This window comes from Streptomyces sp. 5-10, from assembly GCF_014712245.1.
Lineage (GTDB): Bacteria > Actinomycetota > Actinomycetes > Streptomycetales > Streptomycetaceae > Streptomyces > Streptomyces violaceusniger.
In genome coordinates this window covers 47,226-59,286 of the sequence record NZ_JACVYG010000044.1, presented here as the reverse complement: position 1 = coordinate 59,286, position 12,061 = coordinate 47,226, and the positions used below count along the sequence as shown (strand labels likewise).

Genomic DNA, 12,061 nt, shown 5'->3' with positions numbered 1-12,061 from the left:
TCAGTCGACCTCCTCGACCGTCACGAGGTGCCGCACGGTCTGCGCCATGCCGCGGAACTCGGGGCGGTCCTCCTTGACGACCACGTCGCCGAGCTTCTTCAGCCCGAGCGAACGCAGCGTGTCGCGGTGGTTCTGCTTGCTGCCGATGTACGACTTCGTCTGCGTGATCTTCAGGCGGGCCATGCTCACACACCCACCCCGGCACGCGCCCGCAGCAGAGCGGCGGGGGCGACGTCCTCCAGCGGCAGACCACGGCGGGCGGCGATCTCCTCGGGGCGCTGCAGGCCCCGCAGAGCGGCCACCGTGGCGTGCACGATGTTGATCGGGTTCGACGAGCCGAGCGACTTGCTCAGCACGTCGTGGATGCCCGCGCACTCCAGCACGGCACGCACCGGGCCACCGGCGATCACACCGGTACCGGGCGACGCCGGCTTCAGCAGCACGACACCCGCGGCCTCCTCACCCTGGATCGGGTGCGGGATGGTGCCGGCGATCCGGGGGACCTTGAAGAAGTGCTTCTTGGCCTCCTCCACGCCCTTGGCGATCGCGGCCGGCACCTCCTTGGCCTTGCCGTAACCGACACCCACGGTGCCGTCACCGTCGCCCACCACGACCAGCGCGGTGAAGCTGAAGCGACGACCACCCTTCACAACCTTGGCGACGCGGTTGATCGCGACAACACGCTCGACGTAAGCGGTCTTCTCGGCGGCAGCGCCACCGTCCCGCCGGTCCTTCCGGTCCCGCCGCTCGCCGCCACCGGCGCCGCCACCGCGGCGCTGGGGTCCAGCCATTGGATTTACCTCTCTCGTTTCCGCTTTGCGTTGGAACCGGGGCTCAGAACTTCAGCCCGGCCTCGCGGGCGGCGTCCGCCAGAGCGGCGATGCGCCCGGCGTACTTGTTGCCACCGCGGTCGAACACGACGGCCTCGATGCCCGCGGCCTTCGCCCGCTCGGCCACCAGGGCGCCGACCTGCTGCGCCTGGGCGCTCTTGTCGCCCTCGGCCGCCCGGATGGAGCTGTCCAGCGTCGACGCCGAGGCCAGGGTGTGGCCCGCGATGTCGTCGATGACCTGCGCCACCATGTGACGGTTGGACCGCGTCACCACGAGGCGGGGGCGGACCGGCGTACCGGAGACCCGCTTGCGGACGCGGATGTGACGCCGCTTGACGGCAGCGGCCTTGCGCGCGTTGCCCTTGGCGATCTTCACACCGTATGCCATGGCTTACTTACCAGCCTTTCCGACCTTGCGGCGGATGACCTCGCCCGCGTACTTCACGCCCTTGGCCTTGTACGGGTCGGGCTTGCGCAGCTTGCGGATGTTCGCGGCGACCTCGCCGACCTTCTGCTTGTCGATGCCCTCGACGCTCAGCTTGGTCGGGGACTCCACCTTGAAGGAGATGCCCTCCGGGGCCTCGACCAGGATCGGGTGGCTGTAGCCCAGGGAGAACTCCAGGTTGGAGCCCTTGGCCTGGACGCGGTAACCGACACCGCTGATCTCGAGCGCCTTGCTGTAGCCCTGGGTCACGCCGGTGATCATGTTCGCCACCAGCGTGCGCGACAGGCCGTGCAGGGCCTTGTTCTGACGCTCGTCGTTCGGGCGGGTGACAACGAGGACGTTGTCCTCACCCTTGGCGACCTCGATCGGCGCGGCGACGGTGTGCGAGAGAGAGCCCTTGGGGCCCTTCACGGCGACCGTGCGGCCATCGATGGTGACGTCCACACCAGCGGGAACCTGGATGGGCAGCTTGCCAATGCGCGACATGTGCTTCCTCCGTTCCCTGGTTACCAGACGTAGGCGAGGACTTCCCCACCCACGCCCTTCTTGCCGGCCTGCTTGTCGGTGAGGAGCCCGTGCGACGTGGAGATGATCGCCACGCCCAGGCCGCCGAGCACCTTCGGCAGGTTGGTGGACTTTGCGTAGACCCGCAGGCCCGGCTTCGAGATCCGCTTGATGCCGGCGATCGAGCGCTCGCGGTTCGGGCCGAACTTCAGCTCGAGGACGAGGTTCTTGCCGACCTCGGCGTCCTCGACCTTCCAGCCGGTGATGTAGCCCTCCTGCTGGAGGATCTCCGCGATATGCGACTTGATCTTGCTGTGGGGCATCACGACGGAGTCGTGGTACGCCGAGTTCGCGTTTCGCAGACGCGTCAGCATGTCTGCGATCGGATCGGTCATGGTCATGATGGCCTTCGGCCTCTCTCGCCGGGGTTTCCTGTATGCGCCATCCCTCTCACCCGCTCAGTGGCGGGCACGGGTGCGGCGCGGGGACCTACGGCGTAGTAAGGATTCTGGGCGGCGAGCGCCCAACCCTTCCACTCTACGGGAGCGGACGGGCGGGCCTCGCCATCCATTTGCTTACCGAGAGCCCGGTATCAACCCGTAAGGGTCGATTACCAGGAGCTCTTGGTCACGCCCGGCAGCTCGCCGCGGTGAGCCATCTCACGGAGGCACACGCGGCACAGGCCGAACTTGCGGTACACGGAGTGCGGACGTCCGCAGCGCTGGCAGCGCGTGTACCCACGCACGCCGAACTTGGGCTTGCGGGCGGCCTTGGCAATGAGAGCCTTCTTCGCCACGGCTCACGCCTCCTTGAACGGGAAGCCGAGGTGACGCAGCAGGGCGCGGCCCTCTTCGTCGTTGGTCGCCGTGGTCACCACGGTGATGTCCATACCCCGGACGCGGTCGATCTTGTCCTGGTCGATCTCGTGGAACATGACCTGCTCCGTGAGACCGAAGGTGTAGTTGCCCCGGCCGTCGAACTGCTTCGGCGACAGACCGCGGAAGTCGCGGATGCGCGGAAGCGCGAGCGACACCAGGCGGTCCAGGAACTCCCACATGCGGTCACCGCGGAGGGTGACGTGGGCACCGATCGGCTGGCCCTCACGCAGCTTGAACTGCGCGATGGACTTACGGGCCTTGGTGACGGCGGGCTTCTGGCCGGTGATCGTGGCGAGGTCGCGGATGGCGCCCTCGATCAGCTTGGAGTCGCGGGCGGCGTCGCCCACACCCATGTTGACCACGACCTTGGTCAGACCCGGGATCTGCATGACGTTCTCGTAGGAGAACTGCTCCTGCAGCTTGCCCTGGATCTCTTCGCGGTAGCGCGCCTTGAGACGCGGTGCAGTGGTGGTGGCAGTCATCAGATGTCCTCACCGGTCCGCTTGGCAACGCGGATCTTGTTGCCCTCGTCGTCGAAGCGGTATCCGACGCGGGTGACGACCTTCTTGCCGTCCTTCTCCACCACGAGCTGCACATTGCTCACGTGGATGGGGGCCTCGGTCGTCACGATGCCGCCGGTCTTCGAACCACGAGCGGTCTGTCCGGCCTTGGTGTGCTTCTTGACCCGGTTGACACCCTCGACCAGGACCCGGTCCTCGCGCGGGAAGGCCGCGATGACCTTGCCCTGCTTGCCCTTGTCCTTACCGGTGATGACCTGGACCAGGTCGCCCTTCTTGATCTTCATCGGTTACAGCACCTCCGGCGCGAGCGAGATGATCTTCATGAACTTCTTCTCGCGCAGCTCACGGCCCACGGGGCCGAAGATACGGGTGCCACGGGGGTCGCCATCGTTCTTGAGGATGACGGCCGCGTTCTCGTCGAAGCGGATGTACGAACCGTCCGGGCGGCGGCGCTCCTTCACGGTGCGCACGATGACCGCCTTGACGACGTCACCCTTCTTCACGTTGCCACCGGGGATCGCGTCCTTGACGGTGGCGACGATGACGTCACCAATGCCCGCGTAGCGGCGACCGGAGCCACCGAGAACACGGATGCAAAGGATCTCCTTCGCGCCCGTGTTGTCGGCGACGCGCAGTCGCGACTCCTGCTGGATCACGTCTATCTCCTGATCGTCTGCCGGTTCCCGGCGGGGGCCCTGGTCCGGGCCCCCGCCGAGCCTGGCGGAACTGGCCTGAGGACTGCTGTCCTCAGGGGGTTACTTGGCCTTCTCGAGGATCTCGACGACGCGCCAGCGCTTGGTCGCGGACAGCGGCCGGGTCTCCATCAGGAGGACGCGGTCGCCGACACCCGCGGCGTTCTGCTCGTCGTGCGCCTTGAGCTTGTTGGTACGGCGGATGACCTTGCCGTACAGCGCGTGCTTGACGCGGTCCTCGACGGCGACGACGACGGTCTTGTCCATCTTGTCGCTGACGACCAGACCCTCACGGGTCTTGCGGAAGCCGCGGTTCTGCGGTGCGTTCTCAGTCACATTCGTCTCGCTCATCAGGCGCTCTCCACCGTCTCGATGCCGAGCTCGCGCTCCCGCATCAGGGTGTAGATCCGGGCGATGTCCTTCCGGACGGCCTTCAGCCGGCCGTGGTTCTCGAGCTGTCCGGTCGCCGCCTGGAAGCGGAGGTTGAACAGCTCTTCCTTGGCCTCACGCAGCTTGCCAACGAGGTCCTCGTTGTTCAGCTCACGCAGCTCGGACGCCTTGGTACCGGCCGCCATCACGACTCACCTGCCTCGCGCCGAACGATCCGGCACTTCATCGGGAGCTTGTGAGCAGCGCGGGTGAGCGCCTCACGCGCAGTCTTCTCGTTCGGGTAGGACAGCTCGAACATCACCCGACCGGGCTTGACGTTCGCGACCCACCACTCCGGCGAACCCTTACCGGAACCCATGCGGGTCTCGGCAGGCTTCTTCGTCAGCGGACGGTCCGGGTAGATGTTGATCCAGACCTTGCCGCCACGCTTGATGTGGCGGGTCATCGCGATACGAGCGGCCTCGATCTGACGGTTGGTGACGTACGCCGGGGTGACGGCCTGGATGCCGTACTCGCCGAACGCCAGCTCCGTACCGCCCTTGGCCATGCCGGACCGCTTGGGGTGGTGCTGCTTGCGGTGCTTGACCCTGCGAGGGATCAGCATGGGGTCAGCTCTCCTTTCCGGCTGCGCTGGGCTCGGCCGCAGCGGCGGCGGGCGCCTCGGCCTTGTTGGCCTCGGCGGCCGCGGCGGACTGCTGCGGCTTACGGCCGCGGCCGCCGCGCTCGCCACCACGGCGCTGCGGGCGGTCGCTGCCACCACGCGACGGGCGGTTGCCGGCGCGGGCGGCGGCGTTCTCGGCGCGGACCTCGGCGATGTTCTTCACGTCGCCCTTGTAGATCCACACCTTGACGCCGATGCGGCCGAAGGTGGTCTTGGCCTCGAAGAAGCCGTACTCGACGTTCGCGCGGAGCGTGTGCAGCGGCACCCGGCCCTCGCGGTAGAACTCCGAGCGGGACATCTCGGCACCGCCGAGACGGCCACCACACTGGATCTTGATGCCCTTGGCACCGGCCTTCATCGCGCTCTGCATCGACTTGCGCATGGCGCGACGGAAGGAGACGCGGGAGGACAGCTGCTCGGCGACGGCCTGGGCCACCAGCTGAGCGTCGACCTCGGGGTTCTTCACCTCGAGGATGTTCAGCTGCACCTGCTTGCCGGTCAGCTTCTCCAGGTCGCCGCGGATACGGTCGGCCTCGGCGCCGCGGCGGCCGATGACGATGCCCGGCCGGGCGGTGTGGATGTCGACGCGGACCCGGTCACGGGTGCGCTCGATCTCCACCTTGGAGATACCGGCGCGCTCCATGCCCGACGTCATCATCCGGCGGATGGCGACGTCTTCCTTGACGTAGTCCTTGTACAGCTTGTCGGCGTACCAGCGCGACTTGAAGTCGGTGGTGATGCCGAGCCGGAACCCGTGCGGGTTTACCTTCTGGCCCATTACCGGGTTCCTTCCTTGCTGCTGACGACCACGGTGATGTGGCTGGTCCGCTTGCGGATCCGGTAGGCGCGGCCCTGGGCGCGCGGACGGAACCGCTTCAGGGTCGGGCCCTCGTCGACGTACGCCTCGGAGATGAAGAGGCTGTCGGCGTCGGTGTGGTCGTAGTTGTGCGCGGCGTTGGCGATGGCGCTGTCCAGCACCTTGCCGACCGGCACGCTCGCGGCCTGCGGGGCGAAACGCAGGACCGCCTGGGCCTCCGTGGCACTCATGCCACGGATGAGGTCCACCACGCGGCGGGCCTTCATGGGCGTGACGCGGATGTACCGCGCCTGGGCCCTGGCTTCCATGGTTGTCCCTTCGGTGTCTGTCATGAGTCTTTTCCGCTGATCAGCGACGACGCGACTTGCGGTCGTCCTTCTCATGGCCGCGGAAGGTGCGGGTCGGCGCGAACTCGCCGAGCTTGTGGCCGACCATCGACTCGGTGACGAACACCGGGACGTGCTTGCGGCCGTCGTGCACCGCGATCGTGTGGCCGAGCATGGCCGGGACGATCATCGAGCGGCGGGACCAGGTCTTGATGACGTTCTTGGTGCCTGCTTCGTTCTGCGTGTCCACCTTCTTGATCAGGTGGTCGTCGACGAAGGGCCCCTTCTTGAGACTGCGCGGCATCTAAACCCGCTCCTAGCGCTTCTTGTTCGTCTTGCGGCGGCGGACGATGTACTTGTTGCTGGCCTTCTTCGGCGAGCGCGTACGGCCCTCCTTCTGACCCCACGGCGAGACCGGGTGGCGACCACCGGAGGTCTTGCCCTCACCACCACCGTGCGGGTGGTCGACGGGGTTCATGACCACACCACGAACGGTCGGGCGGACGCCCTTCCAGCGCATGCGGCCGGCCTTGCCCCAGTTGATGTTCGACTGCTCGGCGTTGCCGACCTCGCCGACGGTGGCGCGGCAGCGGACGTCGACCAGGCGAATCTCACCGGACGGCATGCGCAGGTGGGCCATGGAGCCCTCCTTCGCCAGCAGCTGCACGGAGGCACCCGCGGAGCGGGCGAACTTCGCGCCGCCGCCGGGCCGCAGCTCGATGGCGTGGAGCGTGGTACCGACCGGGATGTTGCGCAGCGCGAGGTTGTTACCGGGCTTGATGTCGGCGCCGGGGCCGTTCTCGATCCGGTCGCCCTGCGTCAGGCCGCGCGGCGCGAGGATGTAGCGCTTCTCGCCGTCGGCGTAGTGCAGCAGCGCGATGCGCGCGGTGCGGTTGGGGTCGTATTCGATGTGTGCGACCTTCGCCGGGACGCCGTCCTTGTCGTGACGGCGGAAGTCGATCACGCGGTACGCACGCTTGTGACCGCCACCCTGGTGGCGGACCGTGATGCGGCCGGCGTTGTTACGACCACCCTTGCTGTGCAGCGGGCGGACCAGCGACTTCTCCGGCGTGGACCGCGTGATCTCGACGAAGTCGGCGACGCTGGAGCCACGACGGCCCGGGGTCGTCGGCTTGTACTTGCGGATACCCATTTCTCAGTCCTCGGAAGATTCCGGACTTCTGGACGTTCCGATCTCCGTCAGGAGACCGGACCGCCGAAGATGTCGATGCGGTCGCCCTCGGCGAGGGTCACGATGGCGCGCTTGGTGTCCTTGCGCTTGCCGAAACCGGTGCGGGTGCGCTTGCGCTTGCCCTGGCGGTTGATCGTGTTGACCCCGGTGACCTTGACCGAGAAGACCGCCTCGACGGCCTGCTTGATCTGGGTCTTGTTCGCGCGCGGGTCGACGATGAACGTGTACTTGTTCTCGTCCAGCAGCGCGTAGCTCTTCTCCGAGACCACCGGCTTGACGAGAACGTCGCGGGGGTCGGTGAAGGTCTTGCTGGTGACAGCGGTCGCCTCACTCATCAGGCGGCGCTCCCTTCGGTCTTCTCAGCGGCCTTGGGACCAGCCACGAAGGACTCGAAGGCGGCCTTGGTGAAGACCACGTCGTCGGAGACGAGCACGTCGTACGTGTTCAGCTGGCCCGGCTCCAGGATGTGCACCTGGGGCAGGTTGCGGGCGGACAGCCACGCGGCCTCGTCGCTCCGCTCGGCGACCAGGAGCACGTTCTTGCGCTCGCTGATCTTGCCCAGCAGGGCCTTCGCGGCCTTGGTGGAGATCTCGCCGTCGACCACGCCGGTCACGACGTGGATGCGCTCGTGACGCGCCCGGTCGGAGAGGGCCCCGCGCAGCGCGGCGGCCTTCATCTTCTTCGGGGTGCGCTGGCTGTAGTCGCGCGGCACGGGGCCGTGCACGACGCCACCGCCGGCGAACTGCGGCGCGCGGGTCGAGCCCTGGCGCGCGCGGCCGGTGCCCTTCTGGCGGTACGGCTTCTTGCCACCGCCGCGGACCTCACCACGGGTCTTGGTCTTGTGCGTGCCCTGGCGGGCAGCGGCCAGCTGGGCGACGACGACCTGGTGGATCAGCGGAACGCTGACCTGCGCGTCGAAGATCTCCGCGGGGAGTTCGACGGACCCGGCCTTGTCGCCTGCCGGCGAAAGGATGTCAATGGTGCTCATCGGTTACCTCAGGCCCCCTTGGCCGCGGTACGGACCAGGACGAGGCCGCCGTTCGGACCAGGAACCGCTCCCTTGATCAGGAGCAGACCCTTCTCCGCGTCAACGGCGTGGACGGTCAGGTTCTGGGTGGTGACCCGCTCATTGCCCATGCGGCCGGCCATGCGCAGGCCCTTGAACACGCGGCCCGGGGTGGCGCAGCCACCGATGGAGCCCGGCGAGCGGTGCTTGCGCTGGGTGCCGTGGCCGGCGCCGAGGCCGCCGAAGCCGTGGCGCTTCATGACACCGGCGGTGCCCTTGCCCTTGCTGGTGCCGGTCACGTCGACCTTGACACCGGACTCGAACACCTCGGCCGTGACCTCCTGGCCGAGCGTGTACTCACCGGCGTCGGCGGTACGCAGCTCCACCAGGTGGCGGCGCGGGGTCACGTCCGCCTTGGCGAAGTGGCCCTTGAGCGGCTTGTTCACCTTGCGCGGGTCGATCTCGCCGAAGGCGATCTGGACGGCGCTGTAGCCGTCCGCGTCAGCGGTACGGACCTGGGTAACGACGCAGGGACCGGCCTTGACGACGGTGACCGGGACGACGCGGTTGTTCTCGTCCCACACCTGCGTCATGCCGAGCTTCTCGCCCAGGACGCCCTTGATCTGCTTAGCCATCTCGCGCGTCACCTCAGAGCTTGATCTCGATGTCGACGCCGGCCGGCAGGTCGAGACGCATCAGCGAGTCAACCGTCTTCGGCGTGGGGTCGAGGATGTCGATGAGGCGCTTGTGCGTACGCATCTCGAAGTGCTCGCGCGAGTCCTTGTACTTGTGCGGCGACTTGATGACGCAGTACACGTTCTTCTCTGTGGGCAGCGGCACCGGGCCCGCGACCGACGCACCAGTCCGGGTCACCGTCTCGACGATCTTCTTCGCCGAGGAGTCGATGACCTCGTGGTCGTAAGCCTTGAGCCGGATGCGGATCTTCTGTCCCGCCATGGCTACTTCGTAGTCCTGTCTCTCGTAACGCTCTGGGACCCGATGGCGTTCGCGCCCTCCTCCACCTCACCACCGACCCACGCGGTCGGGCGTGTCGCATCCCTTCCCATAAATCTCCGCACGGAAATCCCTGGTGAAGGGGGTTGCTGGGGGAGAAAGTCACCCACCGGGCGCCTGGCTGGGGCCCCGCTGACACTTCCCGGAAGATTCCCGTACTTCCGCCCCTGATCAGGGGCGACGAGTACTGTGGGACTCGCTTCCGGTCCTCCCGGCGGGAGGCGCGCAGCATCGGCACTCAACCGAGCAACCTGGTTAGTGTGCCATAGCGGCTGCTCCGGACGCCAATCAGGGGCCCGGAAGCGTACCCCTCGCGGGGCGCACTTCAAACTCGGCGGGCACCGGAGACCGGGGCACGATGTCAGGTGCGACCGTGCAACCCCATGTGACCCCGCGCGCAACAGGGCACGAGCCCCAACCGGTCACCCGTCCCACACGTCTCTCCAGGGGAACACACGACACTGACACCCCTGGAAGCGCCCCCATGACCTCCACCGCGCAGGCCCCCGGCCCATCCACCTCACCACCAAGACGACGGGGGCGCACCACCCGGAGCGCCCGCCCCCGGAACGCGGCGGTGGCACTGGCCGCCGGTGCGGCCCTGATCGCCGGGGTCGTGTTCGCGTTACGCGACGACGATGGCGACGGCACGGCCCGCGCCGCCAACGCGACACCCCCGCCGCCGGACGCCATCTCGGCCACCTCAAGACCCCCTCGCCCGGGCTCCCCCACCACCGCGACCGGCGAGTTCGTCACCGCGAAGTCCTCCGGCACGGTGATCGGCAAGGGAGGCGATCTCCGGCGGTTCAAGGTCATGGTGGAGAAGGGCACCGGCGTCGACGCGAAGCGGGCCGCGGCCGAGATCTCGGCGATCCTCGCCGACAAGCGCGGCTGGACCAACGACGGCATCCACTCCTTCCAGCTGGTCGCCGACGGCCCCTCCGACTTCGAGGTGAAGATCGCCACCCCGGACACGGTCGACGAGATCTGCGGCGCCGTGGGCCTGGACACCCATGGCGAGGTCAACTGCGACGCCGGCACCCAGATCATGGTCAACCTCACACGCTGGAACACCGGCTCACCGGAGTTCTCCGGCCCCATCAGCGGCTACCGGGCGCTGATCGTCAACCACGAGGTCGGCCACCGCATCGGCCACGGCCACGAGACCTGCCCCGGGAAGGGCAAACGGGCGCCGGTGATGATGCAGCAGATATACGGGCTCAAGGGCTGTGCCGCGAACGAGTGGCCCTACAGCGCGAACGGCAGGTACATCGAGGGCCCGGCCGTCCCGTGACGACTACATGTGATCGATCTGGGTCAGGTCGATGTCGATCGTGAAGGGGACCGTCAGCTTCAGCCGCTCGTGATGGATGCCGGTGTTCGTGTAGGACTTGGTCACGGGATCCAGCTCATATGGGGCGTCGTGCCCGAGCTGATCTGCAAGACGGTCTGGGCCGAACTCGCCCTCCGCCGCTGACATCGTCCGCCCGCACCGGCGTCCGGCATCCCCGGCCCCGGTGGCCGAGATCCCGGGGCTGCGGGAGATCAATGGCCAAGAACCCCCGGAAAGAACCCACCCAACCCATCCAAACCTCACCCTGGTCACCCGCGCGGGTGATCCCGCCCGCTCCAACTGGCGCACCGGCGGCCCGGCAGGGCAGGCTCGGGCACGACAACCCCAGACATGCGACGGCCCCCGGCCGGGAGTGGCATCCCGTTCGAGGGCCTGACCAACGAGGAAGTTAGGGCTTCCCCAGTGGCTGAGCAGCAGCTTAGCGCGCCTCCGCGCGCGCTTTCCCTGGTTCGCCGATCCGCCGGCGGACTCACCCATGTGAGTGAGCACCAACCCACCCAGTACACGGTCATCGGCAATCACCTCACCCAGCACCGCGCGCTGTCCCTGACCGCGATCGGGCTCGGCGCGCACATCCAGTCGCTGCCCGACGGGGCCCAGGTGGACATCAGGACACTGGCCGCGAAGTTCCCGGAAGGGCGGGACCGGATCGCCGCCGCGCTCCGGGAGCTGGAGCGGCACGGGTACCTCGAGCGGGTCCGGGAGCGTACGTCCGAGGGGCGAATCGTCACCCGGACGTTCTCGTACAACGCCCCGGAGATCACCCGCGCCCGCCGCCGCGCCGGGGAGATCCGGCCGCGCGAGGCGGTCAGGCCGCCCGCACCGCCGCCCCGGACCGACCCCGGCCTGGCACCGCCGCCCCGGACCGACCCCGGCCTGGCACCGCCGCGCCGGACCGACCCCGGCAGCCTGGCACCAGCGCCCCCGGCCGGCGCCGTCCCGCCCGCACCGCCCGTCCCTCCCTCGCCGCCCCCGGCGCCCGTACCCGTCCGGATTCCCGCGCCGCCGCGCCCACCCGCCACGCAGGCCGACCCCGCGCCCCTCGGAACCCGCGCTCGCGCCGCGACGTCGCTCCTCGCTGAGCTGCGCCGCGACGACGACCGCTTACTCCTGCCCGAGCGGGACGTGCGCCGCCTCGCCCCCGCCGTCACCACCTGGCTGGAGCGTGGCGCCACCCCCGAGGCCGTACGCCGGACCCTGAGCACGAACCTCCCGCCCGACCTGCGTCACCCGGCCGCTCTGCTCGCCCATCGCCTCACCGCGCTGCTGCCGCCGCCTCTCCCGGCGGCCCAGCCCACGCCACCACGCCCGGCAGTCGTCCCCCTCCAGAACTGCGACGGCTGCGACCGCGCCTTCCGCTCCCCAGGGCCCGGCCTCTGCCGAGGCTGCCGAGAACCCGAAGACGCTGTCACGCCGACCGCTGCCTGAAGA

General features: G+C 68.5%; 22 protein-coding genes and 1 pseudogene. 2 read left to right on the top strand and 21 right to left on the bottom strand.

The window, feature by feature from the left end; translation table 11 throughout:
* The 20 genes from rpmD to rpsJ all read right to left on the bottom strand — a co-directional run bounded on the left by rpmD (nt 1) and on the right by rpsJ (nt 9,219).
* The gene (rpmD, locus tag IEJ02_RS35720) at nt 1-183 is read right to left on the bottom strand and encodes a 50S ribosomal protein L30 (protein WP_037952898.1); all 183 of its coding nucleotides are present in this window, start codon (nt 181-183) and stop codon (nt 1-3) included.
* 2 nt (nt 184-185) lie between these two features.
* Nucleotides 186-791 (bottom strand): 30S ribosomal protein S5, encoded by a 606-nt coding sequence (gene rpsE / locus IEJ02_RS35715; protein WP_020869250.1) that lies wholly within the window; start codon nt 789-791, stop codon nt 186-188.
* Nucleotides 792-834: 43 nt separating this feature from the next.
* Entirely contained in the window at nt 835-1,218 is a 384-nt protein-coding gene (rplR, locus tag IEJ02_RS35710) for a 50S ribosomal protein L18 (RefSeq protein WP_020869251.1), read from the bottom strand.
* Between the two features lie 3 nt (nt 1,219-1,221).
* Nucleotides 1,222-1,761 carry a 50S ribosomal protein L6 gene (gene rplF / locus IEJ02_RS35705; protein WP_037952896.1) on the bottom strand — a complete coding sequence of 180 codons (540 nt, stop codon included), beginning with the start codon at nt 1,759-1,761 and terminating at the stop codon, nt 1,222-1,224.
* Between the two features lie 20 nt (nt 1,762-1,781).
* A complete protein-coding gene (gene rpsH / locus IEJ02_RS35700) occupies nt 1,782-2,180 on the bottom strand; it encodes a 30S ribosomal protein S8 (protein WP_014178779.1) in 399 nt (132 codons plus the stop codon).
* 209 nt (nt 2,181-2,389) lie between these two features.
* Nucleotides 2,390-2,575: a type Z 30S ribosomal protein S14 gene (locus IEJ02_RS35695; RefSeq protein ID WP_003948630.1), complete on the bottom strand. Its 186-nt coding sequence runs from the start codon at nt 2,573-2,575 to the stop codon at nt 2,390-2,392.
* A gap of 3 nt (nt 2,576-2,578) precedes the next feature.
* On the bottom strand, nt 2,579-3,139 hold the full coding sequence (rplE, locus tag IEJ02_RS35690) for a 50S ribosomal protein L5 (RefSeq protein WP_020869255.1): 561 nt from the start codon (nt 3,137-3,139) through the stop codon (nt 2,579-2,581).
* Nucleotides 3,139-3,462, bottom strand: coding sequence for a 50S ribosomal protein L24 (rplX, locus tag IEJ02_RS35685; protein ID WP_030835110.1), 324 nt, complete (start codon nt 3,460-3,462; stop codon nt 3,139-3,141). The genes rplE and rplX overlap by 1 nt, the downstream gene beginning before the upstream one ends.
* Nucleotides 3,463-3,465: 3 nt before the next feature.
* Nucleotides 3,466-3,834 carry a 50S ribosomal protein L14 gene (gene rplN / locus IEJ02_RS35680; protein ID WP_003998823.1) on the bottom strand — a complete coding sequence of 123 codons (369 nt, stop codon included), beginning with the start codon at nt 3,832-3,834 and terminating at the stop codon, nt 3,466-3,468.
* A gap of 99 nt (nt 3,835-3,933) precedes the next feature.
* Nucleotides 3,934-4,221, bottom strand: coding sequence for a 30S ribosomal protein S17 (rpsQ, locus tag IEJ02_RS35675; protein ID WP_137979069.1), 288 nt, complete (start codon nt 4,219-4,221; stop codon nt 3,934-3,936).
* Entirely contained in the window at nt 4,221-4,445 is a 225-nt protein-coding gene (gene rpmC / locus IEJ02_RS35670; protein ID WP_009715874.1) for a 50S ribosomal protein L29, read from the bottom strand. The genes rpsQ and rpmC overlap by 1 nt, the downstream gene beginning before the upstream one ends.
* Nucleotides 4,445-4,864, bottom strand: a complete 420-nt coding sequence (gene rplP, locus IEJ02_RS35665) for a 50S ribosomal protein L16 (protein ID WP_009715875.1) — start codon at nt 4,862-4,864, stop codon at nt 4,445-4,447. Before rplP ends, rpmC begins: the two co-directional genes overlap by 1 nt.
* Before the next feature lie 4 nt (nt 4,865-4,868).
* Nucleotides 4,869-5,699: a 30S ribosomal protein S3 gene (gene rpsC / locus IEJ02_RS35660; protein WP_137979068.1), complete on the bottom strand. Its 831-nt coding sequence runs from the start codon at nt 5,697-5,699 to the stop codon at nt 4,869-4,871.
* Nucleotides 5,699-6,046, bottom strand: coding sequence for a 50S ribosomal protein L22 (gene rplV, locus IEJ02_RS35655; RefSeq protein WP_059148970.1), 348 nt, complete (start codon nt 6,044-6,046; stop codon nt 5,699-5,701). Before rplV ends, rpsC begins: the two co-directional genes overlap by 1 nt.
* Before the next feature lie 40 nt (nt 6,047-6,086).
* Complete coding sequence (gene rpsS / locus IEJ02_RS35650; RefSeq protein ID WP_020869258.1) at nt 6,087-6,368, bottom strand: 30S ribosomal protein S19; 282 nt, start codon at nt 6,366-6,368, stop codon at nt 6,087-6,089.
* 12 nt (nt 6,369-6,380) lie between these two features.
* A complete protein-coding gene (gene rplB / locus IEJ02_RS35645) occupies nt 6,381-7,217 on the bottom strand; it encodes a 50S ribosomal protein L2 (RefSeq protein ID WP_020869259.1) in 837 nt (278 codons plus the stop codon).
* A gap of 47 nt (nt 7,218-7,264) precedes the next feature.
* On the bottom strand, nt 7,265-7,591 hold the full coding sequence (gene rplW / locus IEJ02_RS35640) for a 50S ribosomal protein L23 (RefSeq protein WP_030835099.1): 327 nt from the start codon (nt 7,589-7,591) through the stop codon (nt 7,265-7,267).
* A complete protein-coding gene (gene rplD / locus IEJ02_RS35635; RefSeq protein WP_037952891.1) occupies nt 7,591-8,244 on the bottom strand; it encodes a 50S ribosomal protein L4 in 654 nt (217 codons plus the stop codon). The genes rplW and rplD overlap by 1 nt, the downstream gene beginning before the upstream one ends.
* 8 nt (nt 8,245-8,252) lie before the next feature.
* Nucleotides 8,253-8,897 carry a 50S ribosomal protein L3 gene (rplC, locus tag IEJ02_RS35630; RefSeq protein ID WP_030835094.1) on the bottom strand — a complete coding sequence of 215 codons (645 nt, stop codon included), beginning with the start codon at nt 8,895-8,897 and terminating at the stop codon, nt 8,253-8,255.
* 13 nt (nt 8,898-8,910) lie between these two features.
* Entirely contained in the window at nt 8,911-9,219 is a 309-nt protein-coding gene (rpsJ, locus tag IEJ02_RS35625) for a 30S ribosomal protein S10 (RefSeq protein WP_003948644.1), read from the bottom strand.
* 541 nt (nt 9,220-9,760) lie between these two features.
* Here rpsJ and IEJ02_RS35620 point away from each other — a divergent pair.
* Nucleotides 9,761-10,570 carry a DUF3152 domain-containing protein gene (locus IEJ02_RS35620; protein WP_191068607.1) on the top strand — a complete coding sequence of 270 codons (810 nt, stop codon included), beginning with the start codon at nt 9,761-9,763 and terminating at the stop codon, nt 10,568-10,570.
* A 3-nt stretch (nt 10,571-10,573) separates the two neighbouring features.
* Here the strand turns inward: IEJ02_RS35620 and IEJ02_RS35615 are convergent.
* Nucleotides 10,574-10,690, bottom strand: a pseudogene (locus tag IEJ02_RS35615) (Uma2 family endonuclease); the annotation flags it as partial.
* Nucleotides 10,691-11,107: 417 nt separating this feature from the next.
* On the opposite strand from IEJ02_RS35615, the gene IEJ02_RS35610 reads away from it, so the two are divergent.
* Complete coding sequence (locus IEJ02_RS35610; protein WP_317986008.1) at nt 11,108-12,058, top strand: helix-turn-helix domain-containing protein; 951 nt, start codon at nt 11,108-11,110, stop codon at nt 12,056-12,058.
* Nucleotides 12,059-12,061: the final 3 nt, after the last annotated feature.